This is a genomic window from Rhizobium sp. BK251 (assembly GCF_004345245.1).
In the GTDB taxonomy this organism is placed as follows: Bacteria; Pseudomonadota; Alphaproteobacteria; order Rhizobiales; family Rhizobiaceae; genus Rhizobium.
The window spans coordinates 148,497-174,811 of the sequence record NZ_SLUQ01000007.1 but is presented as its reverse complement, the minus strand read 5'-3'; the positions used below and the strand labels follow the sequence as shown (position 1 = coordinate 174,811).

At 61.3% G+C, this 26,315-nt stretch carries 32 protein-coding genes; 12 read left to right on the top strand and 20 right to left on the bottom strand.

The features are described 5' to 3' along the window. Window positions 1–129 precede the first annotated feature (129 nt). Window positions 130–489, top strand: a complete 360-nt coding sequence (locus tag EV286_RS18855; RefSeq protein WP_132959035.1) for a response regulator — start codon at window positions 130–132, stop codon at window positions 487–489. Here the strand turns inward: EV286_RS18855 and EV286_RS18850 are convergent. From EV286_RS18850 to EV286_RS18825, 6 genes are all read right to left on the bottom strand, one after another. Continuing rightward, entirely contained in the window at window positions 477–1,010 is a 534-nt protein-coding gene (locus tag EV286_RS18850; protein WP_132958705.1) for a MerR family transcriptional regulator, read from the bottom strand. The two genes, EV286_RS18855 and EV286_RS18850, sit on opposite strands and share 13 nt — an antisense overlap. A gap of 198 nt (window positions 1,011–1,208) precedes the next feature. Beyond that, window positions 1,209–1,547 carry an integration host factor subunit alpha gene (locus EV286_RS18845; RefSeq protein ID WP_132958704.1) on the bottom strand — a complete coding sequence of 113 codons (339 nt, stop codon included), beginning with the start codon at window positions 1,545–1,547 and terminating at the stop codon, window positions 1,209–1,211. Window positions 1,548–1,653: 106 nt separating this feature from the next. After that, window positions 1,654–2,625, bottom strand: coding sequence for a beta-ketoacyl-ACP synthase III (locus tag EV286_RS18840; protein ID WP_132958703.1), 972 nt, complete (start codon window positions 2,623–2,625; stop codon window positions 1,654–1,656). 19 nt (window positions 2,626–2,644) lie between these two features. Beyond that, window positions 2,645–3,691, bottom strand: a complete 1,047-nt coding sequence (gene plsX / locus EV286_RS18835) for a phosphate acyltransferase PlsX (RefSeq protein WP_132958702.1) — start codon at window positions 3,689–3,691, stop codon at window positions 2,645–2,647. A 103-nt stretch (window positions 3,692–3,794) separates the two neighbouring features. After that, entirely contained in the window at window positions 3,795–4,355 is a 561-nt protein-coding gene (locus EV286_RS18830) for a DUF177 domain-containing protein (protein WP_132958701.1), read from the bottom strand. Beyond that, window positions 4,352–5,017 (bottom strand): ubiquinol-cytochrome C chaperone family protein, encoded by a 666-nt coding sequence (locus tag EV286_RS18825; protein WP_132959034.1) that lies wholly within the window; start codon window positions 5,015–5,017, stop codon window positions 4,352–4,354. The genes EV286_RS18830 and EV286_RS18825 overlap by 4 nt, the downstream gene beginning before the upstream one ends. Before the next feature lie 167 nt (window positions 5,018–5,184). On the opposite strand from EV286_RS18825, the gene EV286_RS18820 reads away from it, so the two are divergent. Next, window positions 5,185–5,691 (top strand): outer membrane protein assembly factor BamE, encoded by a 507-nt coding sequence (locus EV286_RS18820; RefSeq protein WP_132958700.1) that lies wholly within the window; start codon window positions 5,185–5,187, stop codon window positions 5,689–5,691. Window positions 5,692–5,770: 79 nt separating this feature from the next. Here the strand turns inward: EV286_RS18820 and EV286_RS18815 are convergent, their stop codons facing one another. The 3 genes from EV286_RS18815 to ribH form a co-directional block, all read right to left on the bottom strand. Next, window positions 5,771–7,906 (bottom strand): sodium-translocating pyrophosphatase, encoded by a 2,136-nt coding sequence (locus EV286_RS18815; protein WP_132958699.1) that lies wholly within the window; start codon window positions 7,904–7,906, stop codon window positions 5,771–5,773. 286 nt (window positions 7,907–8,192) lie between these two features. Further along, a complete protein-coding gene (gene nusB, locus EV286_RS18810) occupies window positions 8,193–8,675 on the bottom strand; it encodes a transcription antitermination factor NusB (protein ID WP_132958698.1) in 483 nt (160 codons plus the stop codon). A 3-nt stretch (window positions 8,676–8,678) separates the two neighbouring features. Then, window positions 8,679–9,134 carry a 6,7-dimethyl-8-ribityllumazine synthase gene (gene ribH, locus EV286_RS18805; protein WP_132958697.1) on the bottom strand — a complete coding sequence of 152 codons (456 nt, stop codon included), beginning with the start codon at window positions 9,132–9,134 and terminating at the stop codon, window positions 8,679–8,681. 187 nt (window positions 9,135–9,321) lie between these two features. On the opposite strand from ribH, the gene EV286_RS18800 reads away from it, so the two are divergent. Both EV286_RS18800 and EV286_RS18795 read left to right on the top strand, forming a co-directional pair. Continuing rightward, on the top strand, window positions 9,322–9,822 hold the full coding sequence (locus EV286_RS18800; RefSeq protein ID WP_132958696.1) for a cupin domain-containing protein: 501 nt from the start codon (window positions 9,322–9,324) through the stop codon (window positions 9,820–9,822). A 25-nt stretch (window positions 9,823–9,847) separates the two neighbouring features. Further along, window positions 9,848–10,381, top strand: a complete 534-nt coding sequence (locus EV286_RS18795) for a GNAT family N-acetyltransferase (protein WP_132958695.1) — start codon at window positions 9,848–9,850, stop codon at window positions 10,379–10,381. Here the strand turns inward: EV286_RS18795 and EV286_RS18790 are convergent. From EV286_RS18790 to EV286_RS18755, 8 genes are all read right to left on the bottom strand, one after another. Continuing rightward, entirely contained in the window at window positions 10,344–10,964 is a 621-nt protein-coding gene (locus tag EV286_RS18790; protein ID WP_132958694.1) for a riboflavin synthase, read from the bottom strand. The genes EV286_RS18795 and EV286_RS18790 overlap by 38 nt on opposite strands. Then, window positions 10,964–12,148, bottom strand: a complete 1,185-nt coding sequence (gene ribD / locus EV286_RS18785; protein WP_132958693.1) for a bifunctional diaminohydroxyphosphoribosylaminopyrimidine deaminase/5-amino-6-(5-phosphoribosylamino)uracil reductase RibD — start codon at window positions 12,146–12,148, stop codon at window positions 10,964–10,966. The genes EV286_RS18790 and ribD overlap by 1 nt, the downstream gene beginning before the upstream one ends. Before the next feature lie 3 nt (window positions 12,149–12,151). Continuing rightward, window positions 12,152–12,628 (bottom strand): transcriptional regulator NrdR, encoded by a 477-nt coding sequence (nrdR, locus tag EV286_RS18780; protein WP_132958692.1) that lies wholly within the window; start codon window positions 12,626–12,628, stop codon window positions 12,152–12,154. Between the two features lie 3 nt (window positions 12,629–12,631). Continuing rightward, window positions 12,632–13,930 carry a serine hydroxymethyltransferase gene (gene glyA, locus EV286_RS18775; RefSeq protein ID WP_132958691.1) on the bottom strand — a complete coding sequence of 433 codons (1,299 nt, stop codon included), beginning with the start codon at window positions 13,928–13,930 and terminating at the stop codon, window positions 12,632–12,634. A 151-nt stretch (window positions 13,931–14,081) separates the two neighbouring features. Then, window positions 14,082–15,380, bottom strand: a complete 1,299-nt coding sequence (locus tag EV286_RS18770; RefSeq protein ID WP_132958690.1) for a L,D-transpeptidase family protein — start codon at window positions 15,378–15,380, stop codon at window positions 14,082–14,084. Beyond that, window positions 15,358–15,597 (bottom strand): hypothetical protein, encoded by a 240-nt coding sequence (locus tag EV286_RS18765; protein ID WP_132958689.1) that lies wholly within the window; start codon window positions 15,595–15,597, stop codon window positions 15,358–15,360. The genes EV286_RS18770 and EV286_RS18765 overlap by 23 nt, the downstream gene beginning before the upstream one ends. Before the next feature lie 234 nt (window positions 15,598–15,831). Beyond that, on the bottom strand, window positions 15,832–16,347 hold the full coding sequence (locus tag EV286_RS18760) for a MarR family winged helix-turn-helix transcriptional regulator (RefSeq protein WP_132958688.1): 516 nt from the start codon (window positions 16,345–16,347) through the stop codon (window positions 15,832–15,834). A gap of 130 nt (window positions 16,348–16,477) precedes the next feature. Further along, complete coding sequence (locus tag EV286_RS18755; protein ID WP_132958687.1) at window positions 16,478–16,915, bottom strand: DUF6163 family protein; 438 nt, start codon at window positions 16,913–16,915, stop codon at window positions 16,478–16,480. A gap of 137 nt (window positions 16,916–17,052) precedes the next feature. Between EV286_RS18755 and hemB the strand changes: the two genes are divergently transcribed. The 6 genes from hemB (at window position 17,053) to EV286_RS18725 (ending at window position 21,095) form a co-directional block, all read left to right on the top strand. Next, window positions 17,053–18,069 (top strand): porphobilinogen synthase, encoded by a 1,017-nt coding sequence (gene hemB, locus EV286_RS18750; RefSeq protein WP_132958686.1) that lies wholly within the window; start codon window positions 17,053–17,055, stop codon window positions 18,067–18,069. 70 nt (window positions 18,070–18,139) lie between these two features. Then, complete coding sequence (locus tag EV286_RS18745; protein ID WP_132958685.1) at window positions 18,140–18,598, top strand: RDD family protein; 459 nt, start codon at window positions 18,140–18,142, stop codon at window positions 18,596–18,598. A 153-nt stretch (window positions 18,599–18,751) separates the two neighbouring features. After that, on the top strand, window positions 18,752–19,525 hold the full coding sequence (locus EV286_RS18740; RefSeq protein ID WP_132958684.1) for an arginyltransferase: 774 nt from the start codon (window positions 18,752–18,754) through the stop codon (window positions 19,523–19,525). 2 nt (window positions 19,526–19,527) lie between these two features. Then, window positions 19,528–20,415, top strand: coding sequence for a DMT family transporter (locus EV286_RS18735; RefSeq protein ID WP_132958683.1), 888 nt, complete (start codon window positions 19,528–19,530; stop codon window positions 20,413–20,415). 72 nt (window positions 20,416–20,487) lie between these two features. Next, on the top strand, window positions 20,488–20,709 hold the full coding sequence (locus EV286_RS18730; RefSeq protein WP_132958682.1) for an AbrB/MazE/SpoVT family DNA-binding domain-containing protein: 222 nt from the start codon (window positions 20,488–20,490) through the stop codon (window positions 20,707–20,709). Continuing rightward, window positions 20,706–21,095, top strand: coding sequence for a type II toxin-antitoxin system death-on-curing family toxin (locus EV286_RS18725; RefSeq protein WP_281041094.1), 390 nt, complete (start codon window positions 20,706–20,708; stop codon window positions 21,093–21,095). Before EV286_RS18730 ends, EV286_RS18725 begins: the two co-directional genes overlap by 4 nt. Window positions 21,096–21,101: 6 nt before the next feature. Here the strand turns inward: EV286_RS18725 and EV286_RS18720 are convergent, their stop codons facing one another. The 3 genes from EV286_RS18720 to parC all read right to left on the bottom strand — a co-directional run bounded on the left by EV286_RS18720 (window position 21,102) and on the right by parC (window position 24,395). After that, on the bottom strand, window positions 21,102–21,554 hold the full coding sequence (locus tag EV286_RS18720; protein ID WP_132958681.1) for an SRPBCC domain-containing protein: 453 nt from the start codon (window positions 21,552–21,554) through the stop codon (window positions 21,102–21,104). Between the two features lie 138 nt (window positions 21,555–21,692). After that, entirely contained in the window at window positions 21,693–21,965 is a 273-nt protein-coding gene (locus EV286_RS18715) for a metalloregulator ArsR/SmtB family transcription factor (protein ID WP_207909881.1), read from the bottom strand. Between the two features lie 174 nt (window positions 21,966–22,139). After that, window positions 22,140–24,395: a DNA topoisomerase IV subunit A gene (gene parC, locus EV286_RS18710; RefSeq protein ID WP_132958679.1), complete on the bottom strand. Its 2,256-nt coding sequence runs from the start codon at window positions 24,393–24,395 to the stop codon at window positions 22,140–22,142. Window positions 24,396–24,627: 232 nt separating this feature from the next. Between parC and EV286_RS18705 the strand changes: the two genes are divergently transcribed. Continuing rightward, window positions 24,628–25,824: a hypothetical protein gene (locus EV286_RS18705; RefSeq protein ID WP_132958678.1), complete on the top strand. Its 1,197-nt coding sequence runs from the start codon at window positions 24,628–24,630 to the stop codon at window positions 25,822–25,824. A gap of 167 nt (window positions 25,825–25,991) precedes the next feature. After that, window positions 25,992–26,246 (top strand): hypothetical protein, encoded by a 255-nt coding sequence (locus EV286_RS18700; RefSeq protein ID WP_132958677.1) that lies wholly within the window; start codon window positions 25,992–25,994, stop codon window positions 26,244–26,246. Window positions 26,247–26,315 lie beyond the last annotated feature (69 nt).

Genomic DNA, 26,315 nt, shown 5'->3' with positions numbered 1-26,315 from the left:
CATCATTCAGGATCGGGCAATACGGCGCAAGTGATATTGGATTTCAACGGCTTCGCGTCTTGACCGAGCGCGTCCGAAACACAGATATAGCTGAAAAGAGAAGTTCGGGGGAACACCATGACAAGCGCAATCAGCAACATCTTCATCGTCGAGGACGATGCGTTGATCGCCATGCTTCTGGAAGACATGCTGGACGAGCTTGGGTACAAGGTTTCGTCCAGGGCGGCAAACCTGGAAGACGCGCTGGTGCTCGCAACCAAAGACGATTTCGATGCGGCAATCCTCGATGTCTCCCTTGCCGGGAAGAGCTCGCTGCCGGTCGCCCGCTACCTGGACGAGATCGGGATGCCCTATCTCTTTGCGACCGGCTACGGGACGGCGCCGGAGGGCGGAAGGAACGACCAGCCCGTGCTCAGCAAGCCGTATCAGCTGGAGCAGCTCGGCAAGGCGCTGACCGCGCTTGCGGCCGCAGCAAGTCAGCGGACCTGATCAAGCAGCCGCTTGCACTCAAGGAGATCGTAGAGCGCCTCCTGGAGAAGCGCCCTGTCCTCCTTGCCGACGCTGGACTTGCCGATCGAAACCTCCGGCGTATCGTCCTCGCCGCTCACGAAGTTCAGGAAACGCCTGCTGATCGGTGGCTTTGCGCGGCCGACGATCTGGTCATCGTCCGGATGGCCGACCTTCGGTTCGCCAGGGGATGGCTCCTGCGCGGCGGCAAGGGCCTCCACGCTCGCCAGATCCCCATGCCCGACTGCAATGACGAACTTGTTGCCGTTGGTCTTCAGGAGCTTCTGCACGCCCTTGATCGTGTAGCCGTGGTCGTAGAGGAGATGGCGGATGCCCTTGAGCAGGTCAACATCCTCGGGGCGGTAGTAACGCCTGCCGCCGCCGCGCTTCATCGGCTTTATCTGAGGAAAACGGGTTTCCCAGAAACGCAGGACATGCTGCGGTAGGTCCAGATCGTCTGCGACCTCACTTATCGTGCGAAAGGCATCCGGGCTCTTGTCCAACGTCCTACTCCTTCACGCGGCAGCATGGGAGACAACGACCCATGCATCGACTCACCATATTTCAACGGTTTGGAGCAGAGAATTCAAGTCATCTCTACGATGACCCACAAGGTTGAGCGCCGCGCCGGGTCAAATGCCCGGAAGTTCGATGCGACGGGAGCCGTGGCGCAGGACGGCGCCGGTTCCCGACAGCACCCGTCAGGCAACAGGGCTTTGCGGCTTTACCTTTATCTTGCGCGCCATGTGGGCCTTGAGAATGCGCTGCTTCAGCACGTTGGAGGCCTTGAAGGTCATCACGCGGCGGGGGGAAATCGGCACTTCCTCGCCCGTCTTCGGATTGCGCCCGATGCGCTCGTTCTTGTCACGCACCTGGAAGGTGGCAAAGGAGGAAAGCTTGACCGTTTCGCCACGCACGATGGCGTTGCAGATCTCGTCGATGACGGTTTCGACGAGTTCCGCGGATTCCGTACGCGACAGGCCAACTTTCCGGAACACCGACTCTGCCAGGTCCGCCCGAGTAACTGTCTTTCCGGTCATGGCTCCCCGCCCATTGCGTGAAATGTCTTCCTGAAGTTGACAAAGACTATTTGTCTTGCGCCTTACGGTCAAGCTCTTGTTTGCTGTCAGCTTTTTGGAATGAACATCACCAGCGCAGGAGCGCGGCACCCCATGTGAAGCCCCCACCCATGGCCTCGAGCATTACGAGGTCACCCTTCTTGATACGCCCGTCGCCGGCCGCCACCGCAAGTGCGAGCGGAATGGAGGCGGCCGAGGTGTTGCCATGGAGATCGACGGTAACAACAACCTTCTCGGGGGCAATGCCAAGCTTCTTCGCCGAGCCGTCGATGATCCGGCGGTTCGCCTGGTGCGGAACGAGCCAGTCAAGTTCCTCGGCGGTGGTGCCAGTCGATTCGAAGGCAGCCTCGATGACATCGGTGATCATGCCGACCGCATACTTGAAGACCTCGCGGCCCTCCATGCGCAGCAGGCCAACGGTTCCGGTCGAGGAAGGCCCTCCATCGACGTAGAGCTTGTCCTTGTGGGAACCGTCCGAGCGCAGATGCGCTGTCAGGACGCCGCGGTCCGCGGTCGTGCCCTTCCCTTCCGCCGCTTCCAGAATGAGCGCGCCGGCGCCGTCGCCGAAAAGCACGCAGGTCGTGCGGTCGGTCCAGTCGAGGATGCGGGAAAATGTCTCGGCGCCAATCACAAGCACGCGTTTCGCCAGCCCACCGCGAATATACGCATCCGCCGTGGTGACCGCATAGACGAAGCCGGTACAGACGGCCTGCACATCGAAAGCGAAACCGTGATGCATCCCAAGCCGGCTCTGGATGTTGACCGCCGTCGCCGGAAAGGTGTTATCCGGCGTCGACGTCGCAACGATGATGAGATCGATATCGTCGGGCGTGAGGCCGCCGTTGGCGAGTGCGGCGCGCGCCGCCTGCTCACCGAGCGAGGCGGTTGTTTCCCCCTCTCCGGCTATGTAGCGCTGACGTATCCCCGTCCGCTGGACGATCCACTCGTCCGAGGTGTCCACAAGCTTTTCCAAGTCGCGATTGGTCATGACGCGCTTCGGAAGCGCTGAACCAAAACCGCGAACCACTGAACGGATCATACTTACCTTATCCTATCGATCATGCCGCTTCCGGGCCCATGGGAGGCAGCCGCTTGGCATGGAATTTCTTGAGATCGTTTTCTATTTTCTGATTCAGGCCGTTTCGTGCCATGTCGTAGCCAACGTCGATGGCCGCCGCGAAGCCTTCAGCGTCGGTACCTCCATGGCTCTTGATGACAACGCCGTTCAGGCCCAGGAATACGCCGCCATTGACTTTTCGCGGATCGAGCTTTTCGCGCAGCAGATCGAAGGCGCCCTTGGCGAACACATAGCCGATCCGCGCCAGCAGGGTGCGCGACATGGCGGCCTTCAGATATTCCGCAATCTGGCGCGCCGTGCCCTCGGCGGTCTTCAGCGCGATGTTGCCGGAAAAGCCTTCCGTCACCACCACGTCAACCGTTCCCTTGCCGAGATCGTCGCCTTCGACGAAGCCGTAATATTCGAGCGAGTCGAGGTTGGCTTCACGCAGCATGCGGCCGGCTTCCTTGACGTCCTCCAGGCCCTTCACCTCCTCGACGCCGACATTCAGCAGGCCGACGGTCGGCCGCTCAATCTCGAAGAGGGCTCTTGCCATGGCACCGCCCATGAGAGCGAAATCCAGAAGCTGCTGCGAATCGGCGCCGATCGTCGCGCCCACGTCGAGGACGATGCTTTCCCCCTTGAGGGTCGGCCAGATCGCGGCGATCGCCGGGCGTTCGATATTCGCCATCGTGCGCAGGCAGAACTTGGCCATGGCCATCATCGCGCCGGTGTTGCCGGCCGAAACAGCGACATCGGCATGCCCCGTCTTGACCGCCTCAATCGTGCGCCACATCGTCGAGACGTAGCGGCCACGACGCAGGGCCTGACTCGGCTTTTCCTGCATCGTGACGGCCAGTTCGCAGTCGTGAAAGACAGATTTCTCTTTAAGTTTCGGATATTTATCGAGTATCGGCTGGCATTGGTCCTTGAGGCCGTACATCACGAATGTCGCGTCGGGATGCCTATCCAGCGCCTTTGCCGCGCCTGGGATGACAACCTGGGGACCAAAGTCGCCACCCATCAGGTCGAGAGAAATTCTGATCACGCGTCCCTAATCCTTCTCCTTCGCCGGGTGAGGCGAAAATTGGGGCCAAAATAGCGATTCCGCTGTCACTTACAACTGAATTATCTCACCTGCCCCAGCGCAATCACTCCTTCTTAAAGTCCTTCAAAGCAGCAAAAGGCGAAGGCTTGGCGTCGTTTTCCCCGGTGTCCTCGATATGGCCTTCGAACGCGACGCCGGGCTTTCTCGGATAGGGATCGATGGCGAGGGCGGCGAACTCCGCGGCGACTTCGCCGACATCGATCGTATCGCCGCCGAAGGTCTCCGGCAGGTCCGGGCCATCAGGATCGAGCACCATTTCGCCGACGTCTCCCGTCGGCAGGCGGGCGAGCTTTGAGTTCTCGGGCACGAAGATCTGCTCGATCTCCTCGTCGATCTCCGACTCCACCGGCTCGAGCGTCACCACGCAGGCCTGGACAACCGTCGCCTGGACCGTTCCCTTGACCCTGACACCGTCACGCTTCCAGCGGGCGAGCTTCAAGTCGGCATGCATGCGCTTGACCGCAAGCACATCCCAAATCGCCGCAAGTCTCTTGAGTTCATTGTCATCCGCATCGAGATGGACCTCGACGGGGTTCGTCGATATGTGGCCGACCTTCACGGGATAGGAAAAAGCTACGGCCTCGCCTGCTTTCGATCTCTTCATCGCCATTCTCCTTGTGCAGGCGCCGGCATCACCGCAGAGCCGGTAGCGATTTCGGCCTCGGTGACGGCCGCCAAAGACGCCTCCGCGCCCATCATCCAATCGGCGAGCCGGCGCATGTCGGGAGCATTTGCCTGCTGCTCCGGATAGATATTGCGTCGAAGCGCGGACGCAAGCCCCTCCGCATCGGCGCCATCCATCGCCGCCGAGTAAGATTCGAGCCGGCCGTAGAACATGCCGGCGAGCTTCTTCATGCGCTTCGGCACGCTGGTATCACCAATGCCCAGTTCGCGGATCGAATGGTCGATATCCTGAAAGAAGGCGTCGACAATTTCCTGGGCGATCTCCTGCCCGCTCACCTGCGAGGTCCTCGTCCGACGGAAGAACAGAATCATCACGATGGACAGCATCTCGAACCGGCCCATCACCGTGTCAGGTACGTTGAGATCGGTGTAGAAGACCGGCATGCGCGCCGTCGCCGTCAGCGCCGAATACTGCCTGTCGACGATCGCCTGATTATTGCTTCGTTTGCGAAAGAGCCCGAAGAGCATCAAAATTCCCGGAATCGGTCCATTCTGGACGCCTGCCGACGTCAGGCCTTGTTGCATGAATTCAAAAGCTGGTTTACCGAAGCATTCGCGAATTGCAATGCCGATTGTGGCCATCGAGGGGGACTCATCTCGACGTATCCTGTGCAAAAACGGACTCGACGCGAAGAACACCGCGGAAAGGCCACAATGGTTTTGCATGAGCGGCATCGGGTGGGCCAAGTGGCTGCGATATTGAACACTCTAGGGAGAGATTCCGCTGAGAGCGGTATTTCGGGTCTGACATGAAATTCTTCAGCAATGCTACCATCGCTCTCATGATTGCTTCCACGGCGCTTGCCAGCTGCCAGACGGGGGAAGTCCTGAACAGCGGCTATGTCGTCGACCAGCAGTCCCTCAACCTCGTGCCCGAGGGCTCGAGCCGCGAACAAGTGATGCTGTCGCTCGGCTCGCCCTCCACCACGGCGACATTCGACGGAGAAGTCTTCTACTACATTTCCCAGAAGCGGACGCGCTCCTACGCCTTCATGAAGCCCAAGCTCGTCGATCAGAGCGTCCTTGCGATTTACTTCGACAAGGAAGGCGTCGTCGCGCGGCGCGCCAACTACACGCTCCAGGACGGCAAGGTCTTCGACACCATCTCGCGCACGACACCCACTGGCGGCAACGACCTGACCTTCCTGCAGCAGGTTCTTACCGGCGGCAGCGCGGCGTCGGCTGCACGCAATGCGGCAGGCCAGCTCGGCGGCGGCACGAACAACAACAACAACCGGTTCACGGGCAACAACTAAACGCCCGACTGCTGGAAACAAAAGGAAACCCGCCGGTAATCAAACCGGCGGGTTTCTTCTTTTGGTCAACCGAAAGACGTCAGGCGAGGACTGCGAGCAGCAGCAGCGCAACGATGTTGGTGATCTTGATCGCCGGGTTGACGGCCGGACCGGCCGTGTCCTTGTAGGGATCGCCCACCGTATCGCCCGTGACGGATGCCTTGTGGGCTTCCGAACCCTTCATGTGACGCACGCCATCCTTGTCGACGAACCCATCCTCGAAGGACTTCTTCGCGTTGTCCCAGGCGCCACCGCCCGAGGTCATCGAGATCGCGACGAAGAGGCCGTTGATGATGACGCCGAGGAGCGATGCGCCAAGCGCTGCGAAAGCCGAGGCCTTGGAGCCGGAAATAAGGAGCACGCCGAAGTAGACGACAATCGGTGCCAGCACCGGCAACAGTGACGGCACGATCATTTCGCGGATCGCAGCCTTCGTCAGAAGGTCGACTGCGCGGCCGTAATCCGGCTTCTCGGTACCCTGCATGATGCCGGGCTTTGCCTTGAATTGACGACGCACTTCCTCGACGATCGCGCCCGCAGCACGCCCGACGGCAGTCATGGCGATGCCACCGAAGAGATAGGGAATGAGGCCGCCGAACAGCAACCCGGCCACGACATAGGGATTGGAAAGATCGAACGAGATCGTCCCGACGTCCGCGTAGTAGGGGTATTGATCGCCATGCGAGGCGAAGTACTGCAGGTCGTTCGAATAGGCCGCGAAGAGCACCAGAGCGCCAAGACCGGCGGAGCCGATGGCATAGCCCTTGGTGACGGCCTTGGTGGTGTTGCCGACCGCATCGAGCGCATCGGTCGACTTGCGAACCTCCGGCGGCAGATGCGACATCTCGGCGATGCCGCCGGCGTTGTCGGTGACAGGGCCGAAGGCGTCGAGCGCAACGATCATGCCGGCAAGACCGAGCATGGCCGTGACGGCGATGCCCGTGCCGAAAAGGCCACCGAGCTGGTAGGTGAAGATGATGCCGCCGACGATGACGATGGCCGGCAGCGCCGTCGATTCCAGCGAGACCGCGAGGCCCTGGATGACGTTGGTGCCATGCCCGGTCACTGACGCCTGGGCGATCGAATTGACCGGGCGCTTGTTGGTGCCCGTATAGTATTCCGTTATGACGACGATCAGCGCAGTCACGACGAGGCCGACGAGGCCGCAAATGAAGAGGTTCGTACCGGTAATGTCCGCGCCGGCAACCGTGCCGATCGAGCCCCAGCCGATCGTGAGCGAGGTCGCGGCACCAAGACCGATGATCGACAGGATACCCGTGGCGATCAGCCCCTTGTAGAGCGCGCCCATGATCGAGCCGCTCGGACCGAGCTTGACGAAGAAGGTGCCGATGATCGAGGTGATGATGCAGGCGCCGCAGATTGCCAGGGGATAGATCATGACCGAGGCAAGGATCGGCGTGCCGGCGAAGAAGATCGAGGCGAGCACCATGGTCGCGACGACGGAGACCGCATAGGTCTCGAACAGGTCGGCTGCCATGCCGGCGCAATCGCCTACATTGTCGCCCACGTTGTCTGCGATCGTCGCCGGATTGCGTGGATCATCCTCGGGAATGCCGGCTTCGACCTTGCCGACGAGGTCACCGCCGACGTCTGCGCCCTTGGTGAAGATGCCGCCGCCGAGACGGGCGAAGATCGAAATGAGCGAAGCGCCGAAGCCGAGCGCGACGAGCGCATCGACGACCTCGCGCGCACCGCTTTCATAGCCCATCACGCGGGTGAGGATGGCGTAGTAGATCGACACGCCGAGAAGGGCGAGACCGGCGACCAGCATGCCGGTGATCGCACCCGATTTGAAGGCGATATCAAGCCCTGCCGAAAGGCTGTGGGACGCTGCCTGCGCCGTACGCACATTGGCGCGGACCGACACATGCATGCCGATAAAGCCAGCGGCACCGGACAAGACGGCACCAATAAGGAAACCGATAGCCGCAGCACCCGACAGCAACAGCCAGGCTGCGATGAAAACAACGATCCCGACAATGGCAATGGTTCTGTACTGGCGCGTAAGATAGGCCTGTGCGCCCTCGCGAATATAGCCCGCGATCTCCTGCATGCGGGCATTGCCCTGATCGGCAGCAAGTACCGAGCGGGTCGCCCACACGGCATAAATCACCGAGAGCAGACCGCACGCGATAACGCCTAAAATAATAGTCATTTCGCCTTTTCCTCCCAAAGTGCCGGAGCACACTCCCTCCCCGGCCAGCAACGCAACCGGATCGCCCCCCATCTCCAAGGAAAACAAACCAATATGCCGGCGGAGATTGCGTGCAGGAAAACGTGCCGTCAAGACCGGCAAACAGCTAATCCAACGAGAGGTAGAAAGAAAACAAGGCGAGGCGCCGAAGGCACCTCGTGACGCCCTTTCAAGAGGGCCTCAGCCGCAACCGCGGGATGATTCAAAGCCGCTTGTCGCCGGTACCCGGACCGCGGCGAAGGAACAGTCAGCGATTAGATTCGCCGCGAACCTGCTTTGCGATGCGATCGAGAACGGCGTTGACGAGCTTGGGCTCCTCTTCGGCGAAGAAGGCCTGCGCGATCTCTACATACTCAGTCACGATGACGGCGACGGGGACATCCTTGCGGTCGAGGAGCTCGAAAGTGCCGGCACGCAGGATCGCACGCACCGTGCTGTCGACGCGCGAAAGCGCCCAGTCGTCCTGAAGCGCCGAGGCGATAAGCGGATCGAGACGTACCTGATCACGCACGACGCCCGAAACGATCGTACGGAACCATCCGGCATCCGCCTTCAGATAGGTTTCGCCGTCGATCTCCTGGCCGAGGCGATGCGCCTCGTATTCGGCGACGATCTCGAGCACGCCCGCACCGCCGATATCCATCTGGTAGAGAGCCTGAACGGCAGCAAGCCGCGCTGCGCCGCGCTGGTTCGCAGTCTTGGCCGGTCGCTCCATATCCTGCTTCGTCATCGATCAGGCACCCAGCTTTTTCTTCAACTCGATCATCGTCAGGGCAGCACGGGCGGCAAAGCCACCCTTGTCCTTGTCGTCGCGGCGGGCACGCGCCCATGCCTGATGGTCGTTCTCGACGGTCAGGATGCCGTTGCCGATCGCAATCGATTCACTGACGGCAAGATCCATCAGGGCACGCGAAGATTCATTCGCCACGATATCAAAGTGATAAGTCTCGCCGCGAATGACCAGGCCGAGCGCCACGAAACCATCATACTGCGTTCCGCCGTTGTCCGCACCATCGAGCGCCATCGCGATAGCGGCCGGAATCTCAAGCGCGCCGGGAACGGTAACGAGCTCATAGGTCGCTCCGGCTTCATCCAGAGCATACTTGGCGCCTTCGAGAAGGGCATCGGCCATATCGTCGTAGAAGCGAGCCTCAACGATCAGAATATGCGGATTGGAAGAGCTGGACATGCGTCACCTTCGGAGATTGGGGGGCGGGTAGCGCCGAACAAGCGGGGGTCAAACCACGGCGCATGACGCTTGGCAAGTGTTTTTCCGCCGGCAGGCCCGATTCAACGATTTTTGCTCCGGCGGGGATTGATTTTCGTGTCGAAGGAGGCTGTCTGGTGTGGCGTTGCGAGACCATCGGGAGGACAGCATGACAACCGCAAGCAGGCCGGTCATCAATACGGACGAGCTTGCGCTCGACCACTGGCAGCAGGGCGATCTCTACGAGAGCCGCGACACCTCCTTCGGCGCCCTGCTCGGCCTCAAGGGGCTTGGCATCAGCTACAACGAGGTCCCGCCCGGCAGGTCCGGCTGTCCCTTCCACAACCATCATGTCGAGGACGAGCTCTTCTACGTCATCGAGGGCACGGGCGAATATCGCTTCGGCGACAGCCGCCGACCGATCAGGAAGGGCGATGTTCTTGGCGCGCCCGCCGGTGGGCCGGAGACCGCCCACCAGATCATCAACACCGGCACCGGGCCGCTGGTCTATCTCGGGATTTCGACGAACTCGCCGACCGAGATCGTGGAATATCCGGATTCGGGCAAGTTCCTGGCGACGACACGGCGGAGCGACGTCGCGAAGCGCTTCCGCTATGTGGGACGGGAAGAAACCAACCTCGACTATTGGGACGGCGAGCCCGGCGCATGAGAAACCATCGAGGAAAGCAATATCCGTGACCACAATCCCGACATTCGAAACCGAGCGACTGCGTCTGCGCCCCCACACGGTCGCGGACTTCGAGGACTATGCCGAGTTCTGGGCGAACGAGGCGGTGACGCGCTTCATCGGCGGCGTGCCGTCGACGCGGGAACAGAGCTGGGGCCGCCTGCTGCGCACCGCGGGCATGTGGCATCATATGGGCTTCGGCTTCCTGGCGATCGAGGAGAAGGAGAGCGGGCGGTTCATCGGCGAGGCCGGCTTTCTCGACATGCACCGCGAGATGCAGCCCTCGATCACCGGGACGCTCGAAACCGGCTGGGCACTCACGCCTTCCGCGCACGGACGCGGCTACGCCACCGAAGCACTGCGAACCATGATTACGTGGGCGCAGAAGCACTTTCCGGAAAAGCGCATGACCTGCATCATCGATCCGGAGAACGCGCCATCACTTCGGGTTGCCCAAAGGCTCGGCTTCCGCGAGGTCACGCGGACCGACTACAATGGCGAGATCATTCTGCTCGAGCGGCGGGAAACTCGGCCAGCCTAGCAGCGTAGCGCGCCATGGTGTCGACTTCGAAATTGACGAAGTCGCCGGCCCTGCGTTCGCCCCAGGTCGTGACCTCCAGCGTGTGGCGGATCAGGAGCACGTCGAAATCCGTGCCATCGACGGCGTTGACCGTGAGCGAGGTGCCGTCAAGCGCGACCGAACCCTTCGGGGCGACGAATCTTGCGAGATGCGCGGGAGCGCGCAGGCGATAACGGGTCGCATCGCCCTCCTCGGTCATGGCGAGGATCTCGGCCTTGCCATCGATATGGCCGGACACGATGTGACCGCCGAGTTCATCGCCGATCTTCAGCGATCGCTCGAGGTTGATACGGGTCCCGGTCTTCCAGGTGCCGACCGTCGTCAGGCGCAGCGCTTCTTCCCAGGCTTCCACCTCGAACCAGCGGCCGTTGCTGCCCTCGTCCGGCAGCCCGGTGACCGTGAGGCAGATGCCGCCATGCGAGATCGATGCCCCCATGTCGATGGTCTTCGGATCGTAACTGGTGCCGACGCGCAGCCTGATGCCTTCCTTGAGCGGCGAGACCGCCTCGACCGTGCCGACATCGGTGACAATTCCGGTGAACATCAGGATCCTCTTTCAAATTCGTCGCAGCGATCGTCGCCGTAAAAACTGGTGCCCACATGGACAAAACCGGTTGGCATATCGTTGTTCGAGAGCGGCGATTCAATACCGCCCTCGCCGATTGCCTTCGGTCCCCGGAAGAGAAGGATGCGATCGACAAAGCCGGTGTCGAGGAAGGTACGTGCCGTCCTGGCTCCGCCTTCGACGAGCAGCGATGAAATCCCGCGGGAGGCCAGCGCCGGCAGCAGCACTTCGGGATGGTAGGGATTGCAGTGAAGGACCTCGACGCCGGCACTCTCCAGGACAGTCTGGCGCGAACGGACATCCTCGGCATCGGCGGACCTCGAGGGCGGATCGGCCTTGGCGCTTGCCGCAATCTCACCCGATTGAGGAAGGCCCTGGGCATCCGGGCCTGTGAGAGACAGGTCTTCGCCTGCCACGGCGATGACTGGCACCTTGCGTGCCGTCTGCACCAGCTTTCCCGCCACCGGGAGGTTCAGCACCGGATCGAGAACGATGCGGATCGGCGAGCGATCCTCCAGCCCCGGCGTGCGCACCGTTAATTCCGGATCATCCGCAATCGCGGTACCGATCCCGACCAGGATTGCGTCCGTCTCCGCGCGCAGCACCTGAACCTGGGCCCGTGATGCCGGCCCGGTTATCGCCACCTGCCCCTCGCCTCTCCTGCCGATCATGCCGTCGGAAGAAATCGCCAGCTTCAGAGTCACATAGGGCCGTTTGCTGGTCTGGCGCATGAGGTATCCGGCAAGCGAGCGGCGGCCGTCCGCCTCGAGGATACCTGTCTCAACTTCAATGCCGGCGTCCCGAAGCATCGCAAGGCCGCGGCCGGAGACGCGGACATCGGGATCGGTGACGCTGGCGACGACGCGGGCCACGCCATAGGCGATCAACGCGTCCGCGCAGGGCGGCGTCTTGCCGTGATGCGAGCAGGGTTCAAGCGTTACATAGGCCGTTGCGCCGCGTGCAAGCTCGCCCGCCTGGGCAAGCGCCTGGGTCTCGGCATGCGGCCGGCCGCCGAGCGCCGTGACCGCACGGCCGACAACGGCACCGTCCTTCACAATCACGCAACCGACGGAAGGATTGGTCGAGGTCAGCCCCGTGTGCCAGTGCGACAGTCTTATCGCCGAGGCCATGAAACGCTCGTCTTCGGCCCGGGATGTGGTCATTGTCTAGCTGTCCAGTGGATCGCGGGCGATCTTCGCGCTGATCTCGGAGATGATCTTCTCGAAGTCTTCCGCGTGGGAGAAATCGCGATAGACGGAAGCATAGCGGACGAAGGCGACATCATCGAGACCTTTCAGCGCCTCGAGCACCTGGAGGCCGATCTGCTCCGAACTGATCTCGGTCTCGCCGGAGCTCTCCAGCCTGCGCACGATGCCGGAAACCGCACGCTCGATGCGGTCGCGATCAACCGGACGCTTGCGCAGCGCGATCTCGAAGGAGCGCACCAGCTTGTCGCGGTCGAAGGCCACCTTGCGGCCGGTCTTCTTGACAACCATCAATTCGCGCAGCTGGACGCGCTCGAACGTCGTGAACCGGCCACCGCAATCCGGACAAATACGCCTGCGGCGGATGGACGTATTGTCCTCCGCCGGGCGCGAGTCCTTGACCTGCGTATCTTCCGAACCGCAATAGGGGCAGCGCATGCGTCAGCCCATGTAGTCGTACATCGGGAAACGGCCGGTGAGGTTCATGACCTTTCCGCGCACCGACGCTTCGACGGCCGCGTTGCCCTCGTCCGAATTGGCGACCTTGAGGCCGTCGAGCACTTCGATGATGAGATTGCCGATTTCCTTGAACTCCGCCTCCTTGAAGCCGCGCGTCGTGCCGGCCGGTGCACCGAGGCGAATACCGGAGGTGACGAAGGGCTTTTCCGGATCGAAGGGGATACCGTTCTTGTTGCAGGTGATGTAGGCGCGGCCGAGTGCCGCCTCGGCGCGCTTGCCGGTCGCATTCTTCTTGCGCAGGTCGACGAGCATGAGGTGGTTGTCGGTGCCGCCCGAGACGACGTCGACGCCGCCTGCCATCAGCGTTTCTGCAAGCGTCTTGGCGTTCTTGACGATCTGGGCTGCGTAGTCCTTGAATTCCGGCTGCAGCGCCTCGCCGAAGGCGACAGCCTTGGCGGCGATGATGTGCATCAGCGGTCCGCCCTGGAGGCCCGGGAAGACGGCGGAGTTGAACTTCTTGGCCAGATCCTCGTCATTCGTCAGGATGACGCCGCCGCGGGGACCGCGGAGCGACTTGTGGGTCGTGGTCGTTGCAACATGGCAATGCGGGAACGGCGACGGATGCTGGCCGCCGGCAACGAGGCCGGCGATGTGGGCCATGTCGACCATGAGGTATGCGCCGACGGAGTCGGCAATCTCGCGGAAACGCTTCCAGTCCCAGATGCGCGAATAGGCCGTGCCGCCGGCGATGATGAGCTTCGGCTTGGTTTCTTCGGCCTTGCGGGCGACTTCGTCCATGTCGAGCAGGTTGTCGCCTTCGCGCACGCCGTAGGAGACGACGTTGAACCACTTGCCAGACATGTTGACGGGCGAGCCATGCGTCAGGTGGCCGCCGGAATTGAGGTCAAGGCCCATGAAGGTGTCGCCCGGCTGCAGCAGCGCCAGGAAGACCGCCTGGTTCATCTGCGAACCGGAATTCGGCTGGACGTTGGCGAAGTTGACACCGAAGAGCTTCTTGGCGCGCTCGATCGCAAGCTCTTCCGCGATGTCGACGAACTGGCAGCCGCCGTAGTAGCGCTTGCCCGGATAGCCCTCCGCATACTTGTTGGTCATGATGGAGCCCTGGGCCTCGAGCACCGCCCGGGAGACGATATTCTCCGAGGCAATGAGTTCGATTTCATGCCGCTGGCGGCCGAGCTCCTTCCCGATCGCGCCGAAAATCTCCGGATCGGTATCGGCGAGCGAGCGGTTGAAGAAGGATTCGGTGGAAGCATTTGTCATGAGCGGGCTCCTCAAATTCAATGCGCGAAGGTATTAGCGTTCCGGCCCTTCGAGGGCAATACGAAGAACGACATTTGCTGGGCAATCTACGCGCAACGAAACGCCGCGCCCAGAGGACGCGGCGGCGTGAAAGCTAACTCTTTCGGCGGTGTTATTGAACGGGCTGCTCCGTGCCGGCTGTCGTATCCAGCGCAAGCTCGGCATTGCCATCCATCTGATAGATGTCGTCGCGGAACTGAACGACGCCGTCCGGCATGCCCCAGGCCGAGATGTAGACGAAATACACCGGGACCTCTTCGCCGAGCGTGATCGGCGTGTTGACGCGGCTTGCGATGACCTGTTCCATCTGCTGGCGGTTCCAGCCTGGCGTCTCGCGCAGCAGCCAGTTGGTAAGGTCACGCACGTTCTGGACACGAACACAGCCCGACGACTCGAAGCGCATGAGCTTGTTGAACAAGCCCTGCTGCGGCGTGTCATGCATGTATTCGTTGTTCTTGTTATGGAAATTGATCTTGGTCGACGCCATGGCGTTGATCTTGCCCGGATCCTGGCGGAACATCAGGTTCGGCGCTTCGCCATTCCAGTCGATGGTCTCCGGCGAGACTTCGTTGCCCTTGCCGTCGATCAGGCGAATGGCGTTCCTCTCGAGATAGGTCGGATCCTTGCGCATCAGCGGCATGATGTCCTTCTCGACGATCGAACGCGGCGACGTCCAGTAAGGATTGAGGATGACCTCGTAGATCTTCGAATTGATGATGTGCGTCGGACGGCTGATACGGCCAACAACCGCCGCATGGCGGGTCGCCACACTCCCGTCCTCGATCGCCTCGATGTAGGCAGCGGGAATATTGACCATGACGTGGCGGCGGCCGAGATCGGCCGGGAAGGTCTGAACGCGGATCATGTTCGTGTTCAGCTGCTGCAGGCGAACATCGGCCGGAATGTTCATCGCCTTCAGCGTGAATTCACCGATGACCCCGTCGGCGGGAAGCCCGTGGCGGGCCTGGAAACGCTTTACCGCACCGTCGACGTAGGAATCGAAGGCGCTCGACATGCCTGCTTCCTGCGGCAGGTCGCCCGATATGAAGAGGCGCTGGCGCAAGGTCTGGACCGACGTATCGACGACACCGAGTTGCAGCTTTACCGCGGAATTGACCTGGGGCCAGCCGCCGTTTGCCACGATCTGCTGATGCTGGGCGATTGCCATCTGCATGCTGCCAGCGGAATCAGGGCCGAGGATAGGCGTATTGGACACGACGCGCGTCGCCGTGCGGGACGCTGCCTTCGCATCGAACTGGTCATCCCAGGAGCCGCGGCGCGGCGCATTGATCAGATCGTCGAGAGCCGACTGGGCAAAGGCTGGAGCGGCAATCGCGGCAGCACCAACGGTTGCCGCCGAACGCAGAAAGGACCGGCGCGAGAGAGCTTCAATTCCGATTTTCTTCGACATTTTCCCTACCATTGAACGCCGCATCGCCTCCGCGACCACGGCCCATTGCGACAGCGCTGCCGACAAACGCATTCAATATCAGACAGTTGCCCCTCGTCACCACAAAACTTCGCTCAAAGCCCTCACGAAACCGCGAGCCATAAGCGCGGGTGCCTGACAAATCGATGTCCTGATAGCGCCGGTTGCCGCTCATCCGCTGCCATACCAATATGGCCAATTCGTGTCTCCCGGCATGATCCTTGCTTGTCCAAACAAGCCCGACCGCCGGATCGATCCGAACAACTACACCTGTGTTGGTTAATAACGGCTAAAATGCAGCCTGAACAAGGCTTGTCCACACATGAATGCGACGAGTTGCAAAGAAGACACGCGATATCACGCACCGAAACGGCCGAAACCGGGTGCGCAGGGAAGCACCCGGTTCGACTGACCCTGGAGGAGGTCTTGTCTCTTAGAGCCTGTAGAGGATCTGGTCGTTCCAGAAGCGGTCGAGGCGCTGGAGAAGCTTGTTCATCTGGTTGAACTCGTCGGTGCCGATGCCGCCGACCTTGTCGATCGAGGCGATATGGCGCTCATAGAGCCGGGCGACGGTCTCCGCGATGTCCTGACCCGGCTCCGTCAGGCTGATGCGAACCGAACGACGGTCGATGCGCGAGCGCTGGTGGTTGATGAGGCCGAGGTCGACCAGCTTCTTGACGTTGTAGGAAACGTTGGAGCCGAGATAGTAGCCGCGAGAACGAAGCTCGCCGGCGGTAAGCTCGGAATTGCCAATGTTGAAAAGGAGAAGCGCCTGGACGGCGTTGACGTCGCTGCGGCCCTGACGGTCGAATTCGTCCTTGATGACGTCGAGCAGTCGGCGGTGGAGGCGCTCCACGAGGTGGAGCGATTCCATGTAGAGAGAACGGATATCCTGGTCCTGCTGATTGAGGAGACCGGCTGCTGCCTGCGGCTTGATTTTCGTGTTCATGGTGACTGCCTCACTGTTTCGTTTGGCGGTGTTGGTTTTCTTCCCGCCTTGAGTGAGACCCTATCGAATACAAATAAAATTCTACTTAAACCGCAGGCTTAACAGCACCTTACCGTTTCTTCCTCTCGTCTCAGGGTAAATCAACCATTACCCTTTCGCGCTGGCGGCGCTTCTCCAGCCACAGCCCTATTCGGAAAATGCAGTAGAGAACGGCCACCAGAACATGCATCAGAATGATGAGAGGATTGCGGCCGAAAATCTCCGGCCATAGCCCGTGCATGAGGATCTGACCACCCGCGCCGAGCACCCAGATGACCGGCCCCCACGAGACCGTGAGCCACAGCCCGAGAGCCGCCACCGGAAAGACGACGGCAAGGCCCGCGGCCGCCACCTTCCATGGCAGGGCCAGGAGATCGAAGCGGCCCTCCCCTCCCAGCGAATAGCCGACGATCATGGCCCAGTATTGCAGACCGAACCAGAAGCAGGAGAGCGCAATCAGCCTGAGGAACAGGACGAAAAGGATGTCCGTGAGCGTTCGCCTGGGCAATGTCGAGGAATCAGCGTTCATGGCACGACCATAGTTGTGGGCTGCCGGCCCGACCAGAGCGATGTTGTGCCTGCGGCCTTTCGTCGGGTTTGGAAACGGAGAGGCAGCGTGATAAGGACGCGGCACGAAAAGCAGACGACCGAAGGAACGGCGGGACCATGCAGGACAAAACGCACCTCGTTGACGAGATCACCGGGCACCGCCGCATGCGGCGCAACCGCAAGGCGGACTGGACACGCCGCCTCGTCCAGGAAAACCGGCTCACCGTGGACGACCTGATCTGGCCGATCTTCATCATACCCGGCACTAATATCGTCGAGCCTATCGACGCCATGCCCGGTGTCAACCGGATGACGGTCGACAGGGCAGTGGAAGCGGCAAGGGAGGCGGCCGATCTCGGCATTCCGGCACTTGCGACCTTCCCGAACATCGAGATGGAGCTCCGCGACGAAACGGGATCGAACAGCCTCGAAGCCAACAATCTGATCAACCACGCGACGGCCGCCATCAAGAAGGCGGTGCCGAACATCGGCGTCATCACGGACGTTGCCCTAGATCCATTCACGAGCCACGGACATGACGGCATCCTGCGCGACGGCGAGATCGTCAACGACGAGACCGTCGAACAGGTGGCGCGCGCGGCAGTCCTGCAGGCGGACGCCGGCTCCGATATCATCGCGCCTTCGGAAATGATGGATGGGCGCGTCGGCGCAATCCGCAGGGCGCTCGATGCCGCCGGGCATCAGGACGTCGGCATCATGAGTTACGCCACGAAATTCGCTTCCGCCTTCTATGGCCCCTATCGCGAGGCGATCTCGACGGGCGGCCTGCTGAAGGGCGACAAGAAGACCTATTATATCGATCCCGCCAACGGCACGGAGGCGGTTCGCGATGCCGCACTCGACGTCGAGGAGGGAGCCGACATGCTGATGGTGAAGCCCGGCCTTCCCTATCTGGACATTTGCTGGCGCCTCAAGGAAGCCTTCGGCCTGCCGACCTTCGCCTATCAGGTCTCCGGCGAGTATACGCAGATCAAGGCGGCGGCCATGCACGGCTGGATCGACGGCGAGCGGGCGATGATGGAAACGCTGCTTGCTTTCAAGCGTGCAGGCTGTGACGGCATCCTCACTTACTTTGCACCAGAGGTGGCGCGACTTCTCGCAAGGAAGGGTTGAGGAGAGCGTTCTTGTATTTCAGGGCGTTCTCACCATATCTTTTGCAGAGCCTAACCACAGGAGAAACAGGATGACTCTCAACCCTAACCCGCTCTATGCCGCACCGGACGACTGGCGCGCCTACAGCGGCGTGTTGAGCCGGCGCATCTTCGCATTCATCCTCGACTACGTGATCGTGGCGCTGCTGTGCATCCCCGCCGCAATCGTCGTCTTCTTTCTTGGGGTCCTGACGCTGGGGCTTGGATTCTTCCTCTATCCCGTGCTCTTCGTGACCGTTGCCGGCCTCTATTTCGGCCTGACGCTCGGCGGCCCCCACCAGGCCTCCCTCGGCATGCGGGCGATGGGTCTCGCCATGGTCCGCCTTGACGGCCGGCCGCTCGATTTCCTGATCGCCATCGTGCACCTTGCGCTCTTCTGGATCCTGAACTCGGTGCTCACGCCGCTTATCCTTCTTGCCGGCCTCTTCATCGAGCGCAGCCGGTTAATCCACGACCTCCTGCTCGGCACGGTGGTGATCCGCACTGCCTGAGATAGCAAGCACAGTCGGAAGACGTAGCCGGTAACGCGACGTTTGGAAGAATTGATTGAATCCGTACCGCCACCCGCACAGCGCAGTTGACGTTTTCCAATCTTTAGCCATGCTTATGGTAGACCGCCGAAGGAAGGGATTGGCTAGCGGCAAATGAATACGCAGTCGACGCCATCACCCCAGTTCTACCTGACGGCTCCAGCTGCATGCCCGTACCTGCCGCACGAAATGGAGCGCAAGGTCTTTACGCACCTCGTCGGCCCGCGGGCGGCCGAGATGAACGACATCCTGACCCAGGGTGGGTTCCGCCGATCACAGAACATTGCCTACCGCCCGGCCTGCGAATCCTGCCGGGCCTGCGTTTCCGTGCGCATCCTCGCGCAGGAATTCGAGCCGACCCGTTCCATGAAGCGGGTGCTTGCCGCCAACGCGGACGTCGTTGCCACGGAATTTCCCGCCCAGCCCTCGAGCGAGCAATATTCCCTCTTTCGCCGCTATCTCGACTATCGCCACCAGCAGGGCGGCATGTCCGACATGACCGTGCTGGACTATGCGATCATGGTCGAAGACACGCACGTCAACACGCGCATCATCGAGTATCGCCGCCGCGAAGAAGGGGCCGGGTTCGAGCAGCGACCGAAGGGCGAACTGCTTGCCGCCGCGCTGACCGACACGATGAGCGACGGCCTCTCGATGGTCTATTCCTACTTCAACCCCGCACTCGACAGGCGCTCGCTTGGCAGCTTCATGATCCTCGACCACATCAGGCGCACGCGCGTCCTCGGGCTGCCGCATGTCTATCTCGGCTATTGGGTGCGGGGATCGCGGAAAATGGACTACAAGACGCGGTTCCAGCCTCAGGAACATCTGACGCCGCGCGGCTGGGAGCGCTATGACCAGGCCGCCGAGGAGGCCAGTCAGAAATAGGCATGCCGTTTCCCGCCCTTTCTCCACATAGAAAGGGGCTGCTGCTGACCACGATCGGCGGCTTGGCCCTGTCCATGGACATTCTGCTGATCCGCCTCGCGCACGGAGACGTCTGGTCGATCCTCGGTGTCCGCAGCATCGCGACGCTTCTCGTGACCGTCGTGATCGTCGCCGCGATGAACCGCTTCGCGCGGACGCGGCCGGTGCTCTTTCCGGGATGGCAGGGCGTGGTTGTCGGCTGCCTCTACGCGCTCTCGACGCTGACCTTCCTGATTGCGGTCTACAATACGGCCGCGGCGAACGTGGTCTTCATCCTCGCCTTCAACCCGATGTTTGCCGTCTTGCTTTCCTGGATATTCCTCAAGGAACGGCCCTCGCCCTCGACGCTCCTGACCATCCTTGCCATGGTCTTCGGCGTCAGCCTCATCGTCCGTGACGGCCTGTCGAGCGGGCATCTCTTCGGCGACCTGATGGCGCTTCTCTCCGCTTTGATCATCGCGGCCGCAATCACGATCGGGCGAGCGTCGCGCCGAGACATGGGCTTTGCCTCGCTTCTGTCGACCGTGGCACCGGTCGCCGTCGGATTCTGCCAAGTTCTGCCGGCGGGGCTTTCGATCGAACATCCGGCATGGATCGTCCTTGATGGCGCGGTCATGATGCCGGTCGCCTTTTGGTGCCTGGCGACGGGCACGCGCTTTCTTTCGGCACCCGAGGTCGGGATGTTCTACCTGCTCGAAACCATCCTGGCGCCGATCTGGGTCTGGCTGATCTTCCTCGAGGCGCCGAGCACGATGACGCTCGTCGGCGGCACGATCCTGATCGCGGCGCTATCGGCCCATTCGCTGTGGCAAGTGCGCGCGAATACGCTCAGGCAACCGGTCCTCGACTGACTTCAGTCTGTGAATTTGCCCGCAAAATTCCGACGTGTTATAACGCCGTTACTACACTGAAGGACGGAAGCTATGAACGTAACTATCCGCAAGATCGGCAATTCCGAGGGAATTATCATCCCAAAGGAGGTTCTGGACCGACTCGGCTTGAAGGCAGGCGACGCATTGGAGCTCAGCACCAACGGCGGCGGACTTCATTTGCAGCCACTCGAGGAAGATTTCTCGCGTCAGTTGGAGCATGCGCAGCGCTTCATGGACAAGTACAAGGTTGCACTGAAGAAGCTCGCAGAGTGACGAAATTCATCTTTCTAAGCAGGTCTGTTGTCGAGCGCCTTCACTCAATGCAGATCGAGCGTTTTGGAGGAGCATTCGGCCTGCGCGACGAAGGTGCCCTGGAATCCGCTCTCGCGCGGCCCATGAACAAGGCGCACTACGGCTGCGAGGACCTTATCGAACTCGCGGCGGCGTATTTGTTCGGTCTTGCGAGAAATCATGCGTTCATCGATGGAAACAAGCGCATCGCCATCGTGACGACAGCTGTCTTCCTTGCTGAGAACAACCACGCCATCGAAACCACCGATGCCACTCTTTTTTCCTTCGTTCTCGCGGTGGCGGCAGGCGAAATAGACGAAGAGGGCGCGACCCGCTTCCTGCGGGACTTCACCCTCCCCATCTCATGACAGAACTCAGGCGGCGGCTTGGTGGTCGACGACGCGGCCGAGATTCTCGATGATATTGGTCCAGCCTTGGCGCGTGCGGTCCTCGAACTCGGCCCATTCGGCGCACATTTCATGCGTCAAGGTCAGCCTGCAGCCGACGTCCAGAGACTCGATATCGATCTGGACCAGATCTGCACAATGGTCATGCTCTTCGAGCGATACACTGAAGACGATCTTGCGCGGCCGGTGAAGCTCCAGGAACATGCCGCTGTGGAACGCGTCGCCGGTAGGCCGACGATCGACGATCAGAAAGCGTCCACCGACCCGCGGGTCAATCTCTGCCCGGATGACCCTCCCATTGTCCGCGGCAAACAAAAAGGTCCGCGCCATCGCCGGATTGAGCCAGGCGTCAAAGACCTGGGCGGCGGAAGCGGCGTAGCTGTGCGTCACATGAACACGAATGGTGTTGCTGACGGTCATTATCTGTTCCTCCACGTATTTTTATCAGGTATCTGCGATCATCAGCACCCTCATCCGCCAGGGCGCAACGCGCGCTACAACTCGACATCACGCTGAACCCTCCCCTTGCAGGCGTGGCCCGGGGATCATGCGTCCCGTTCAGGATCGGTGGCCGTCTATCCAGTCGACGGCGGCATCCAACGGCCTCCGATCGGCCACCAGGATGTGTTCACGTCCCTCCTTGCGCCTATGCACCAGACCTGCCCGTTCGAGGATGCGGATATGCTTCGAAACGGAATTCAGGGAGATGTCGAAAGGCGACGCCACGTCAGTCACCCTCGCCTCGCATTTCAGCAACATCTGCAGGATTGCGCGCCGTGTAGGATCGGCAAGGGCGAGCATCGTGTCGTTCAGGCTCGCGACTGAACTCATCATATTCATCCTTTTGGGTGAACATCTAAATAGAATACCGCTTTCGGCCGTCAAGGTCGAACGTTAATATTTTATCAACCTCTTAAATTCACAGGTTTCCGAGCGCCAAAGCAAAGATGCGGCCCCCTGCGGAAGCCGCCTCCGATCGGTTCTCAGCCGGCGTCCAGCTTTATGTCAGCCGGAAAACTTGCCGCTACGCGGGAAGCCCTTCGGCACGGTGCGGCCGGCGCCTGCGCGATCGCCCATCCATTCGGCCAGTTCGTCCTTCGACTTCGTGAAGGTGCGGCCTGCGCTGTCCTCCCAAGTCAGCCCATCGGCGATCGAGAAGCAGCGCACATCCGAGATGCCGCCATCCTTGTAGCGCTGCAGGCGAACACCCTTGCCACGCGACATTTCCGGTATCTGTACGAGCGGGAAAACCAGCATCTTCCGGTTCTCACCGACCGCGGCAACGTGATCGCCCTGGACCGTGACGATCAGCTTGGCCTCGTCCGGCATCGAAACGTTCATGATCTGCTTGCCCTTGCGGGTGTTGGCGGCCAATTCCGCCTCCGGCACCACGAAGCCATTGCCGGCTGTGGAGACAATCAGCATCTTGCGGGTCGGGTCGTGCGCGAAGGCTGTCAGTACGTCCTGGTCGTTTTCCATGTCGACGATGATACGCAGCGGTTCGCCGTGGCCGCGACCGCCCGGCAGCTTGTCGCCGCCGAGGGTATAGGCCTTGCCGCCGGTGGTCACGATCAGGATCTTGTCCGTCGTCTGCGCCGGGAAAGCCACCTTCAGCGCATCGCCTTCCTTGAAGGTCAGCGTCGTGGTGTCGGAGATATGCCCCTTGAGCGCGCGAATCCAGCCCTTCTCCGAGACGACGACCGTGATCGGCTCCTTCTCGATCATCGCCTGCTGGATCGCCTCTTCGTCGGCGTCAGGCGCTTCGGCGAACTGGGTACGGCGGCGCCCGAGCTCGGTCGCCTTGGCGAACTTCTTCTTCACCTCGCCGATTTCCCAGGCAACCGTCTGCCATTGCTTGTCGTCGGAGGCGAGCAATGCCTCGATATCGGCCTTTTCCCTGCTGAGGTTGTCGAACTCGGTGCGGATCTCGAATTCTTCCAGCTTGCGCAAGGAGCGAAGCCGCATGTTGAGGATCGCCTCGACCTGATTGTCGGTGAGCGCCCATCGCGCGACCATGACGGGCTTCGGCTCGTCCTCCTCGCGGATGATGCGGATCACCTCGTCGATGTTGAGGTAGGCGATCAGCAGGCCGCCCAGGATCTCGAGGCGCTTGTCGATGGCCGCGAGGCGGAAGCGCGAGCGGCGCTGAAGCACCTCCCGGAGATGGTCCAGCCACTCCTTCAGCACCTCGTTCAGCGCCATCACCTTCGGGATGCGGCCCATCGACAGCACGTTCATGTTCAGCGGGAAGCGGCTTTCGAGCTCCGTCAGCTTGAACATGGATTCCATCAGGATCGTCGGATCGACGGTACGGCTCTTCGGCACGAGGACGACGCGGACGTCTTCGGCGGATTCGTCCCTGATGTCCTCGAGCAGAGGCAGCTTGCGGGCAAGCAGCAGCTCGGCGATCTTTTCGATCAGCCGTGACTTCTGCACCTGGAACGGGATTTCAGTGACGATGATCTGGTAGCCGCCGCGGCCGAGATCCTCGATCTGCCACTTGGCGCGCGTGCGGAAGCCGCCGCGGCCGGTCTTGTAGGCTTCGATGATGCTTTCGCGGCTGTCGATGATGAGGCCGCCGGTCGGGAAATCGGGGCCGGGAATGAAGGATTCGACCAGCGTCTCGACCGTGGCATCCGGATGCCTGATCAGGTGCAGCGCCGCGTCGCAAAGCTCATGGGCATTGTGCGACGGGATGGAGGTCGCCATGCCGACAGCGATGCCGGACGAGCCGTTGGCAAGCAGGTTCGGGAAGGCGCCCGGCAGGACGACCGGCTCCTCGTCTTCCTCGTTATAGGTCGGGCGGAAATCGACGGCGTCCTGATCGATGCCTTCCAGAAGCAGCGACGCGACCTCGGTCATGCGCGCTTCGGTGTAACGATAGGCGGCGGCGCTGTCGCCGTCGATATTGCCGAAATTGCCTTGCCCGTCGACGACGGGGTAACGCTGGGAAAAATCCTGCGCAAGACGCACCAGCGCATCATAGACGGACTGGTCGCCATGCGGATGGAACTTACCGATGACGTCGCCGACGATGCGGGCGCATTTCTTGAAGGAGGAGTTCGAGCGGATGCCCATCTCGCTCATCGCGTGGATGATGCGGCGGTGAACAGGCTTCAGGCCGTCGCGAACGTCCGGAAGGGCTCGGTGCATGATGGTCGAAAGCGCATAAGCGAGATAGCGCTCCTCGAGCGCCGCCTTGAGGTCGACCGGTAGAATATTATCGTCTCCGCCTGAGGGCGGCAAAATTTCTTGTCCCATGGCACTTGACTAGCCGAGAAGCAGATTCCGGGCAAGGAAACAGGCCTATCGCCCTGTGGATTAAGGCCCTTGCGCAGAAAAGGAACGAGCCGATTGTCGCACCTGCCTGAATTCGGACGTCATTTAGCGTGCATCTCAACGGAAATTTAGAGAAGCGTAAATATTAAAGCGTGCCGAACCATAGTAGATTGATACGCGATCTTCCCATGTCGCCAACGAGGGCTTACCGACAATGACATTCTACCGGACGACACGGCTGATGCTGTCCAGCGCCGCATTCCTGACCTTTGCCGGGAGCGCATTCGCGCTCGACGGGACCGATCTCCTGAAAAAGATCAACGCCGCCTATAACCTGCAGGGTGGCAGCATCACAGCCGAGAGCATCGACGTGGCCGGCACGACGGTGACGCTGAAGGGCGCCAGCTTCAAGCCCACCGACTCCGGCTCCGAAGGCTTCAAGCTCGGCGACATCGTCCTGACCGGCGTGGAAGAGGACGAGGACGGCAGTTACTACATCGAGGAGGCTGCCTTCCCCAACGTGAACACAACGCAGGAAGGCGTCACGATTTCGGCGCAGGACATGACGCTCGGCGGCATTTCCGTTCCTGCCGACGTGACGGCGCAAGGCCTGGATTCCATGCTCCTTTACGAGACGGCCCATTCCGGTCCCTTCAAGGTCACCAAGGACGGCGGAGAAGTCTTCTCGCTCAGCGAAACGAACGTAAACCTCACCTTACGTGAAGACGAATCCGGCTTCGATTTCGACGGCGCCTTCAAGGACCTCAAGGCGGACCTCAGCAAGACCGAGGATGCCGAGAGCAAGGAAGCGATCCAGAAGCTCGCACTCGAGCATGTGCAGGGCGATGTAACCACCAAGGGCAGCTGGGAACTCGCCCCCGGCACGATCAGCATCGACGAACTCGCACTCGACCTGGCCAATGTCGGACGGCTCAACATGAGCTTCAGCTTCTCGGGCTACACGCTGCAGTTCGTCAAATCCCTTCAGGACACGATCAAGGCCTCCGAGGCCAACCCGAACAAGGAAGAGGCCCAGCAGGCCGCCGGCATCGCAATGCTCGGCCTCATGCAGCAGCTCTCCTTCAACAAGGCGGCAATCCGTTTCGACGATGCGTCGATCACCCAGCGTGCATTGGATTATGCCGGTTCGAAGCAGGGCGTTTCAGGCAAGCAGATGAGCGATTCACTGAAGGCGCTGGCACCCCTCATGCTCGCCCAGCTCAACATTCCGGAGCTGCAGAATGCTGCTTCGGCGGCCATCAGCACCTATCTGGACAGCCCGAAGAACTTCACGGTGAGCGCGAAGCCGGCACAGCCTGTCCCCTTCCCGATGATTGCGGGTGCGGCGATGGGTGCACCGAACACCTTGCCGCAGGTGCTGGGCGTCACGGTTACGGCGAACAGCCAGTAAGAAACCATTGATATGACATCGGAAGCCGGCGACACAGCAGCTGCCGGCTTTTGCTTTCAAAGCCTCCACCACCCCGCCAAATTGCCGCCTGTCCTTGACCGCGTCGTCGCGAGCGTTATTTCAATCTCATCACCGCGAACACCGACCGATGAAGCACGGAGGCTGCCATGGGACTGAAGCACGCGGAGGTCACCGCAATTCTTGGCCCGATCGACGACATACTGCTTTCCGAAATCATAGCGACCGGCGCGTCGGCGCAGGAGCTGGCGGAAGCAACCGCCTGGATCAGCAACGACGAGGCACTGGTGGGGGATGGACGACATCTCAGCCGGCGGGTTGCGGCTCTGATCGACCTTCTGCTTCCCGATGAGGATGACGATTGGGATCCAGCCGAGGGCCTGATAAGCGGCACCCTGCATTGACATCTGCGTTCAGCGCTGCGCTGCCCGCACAGGCGGCAGCCGAGGCGCTGCCCGGCATCTGACTGCCGG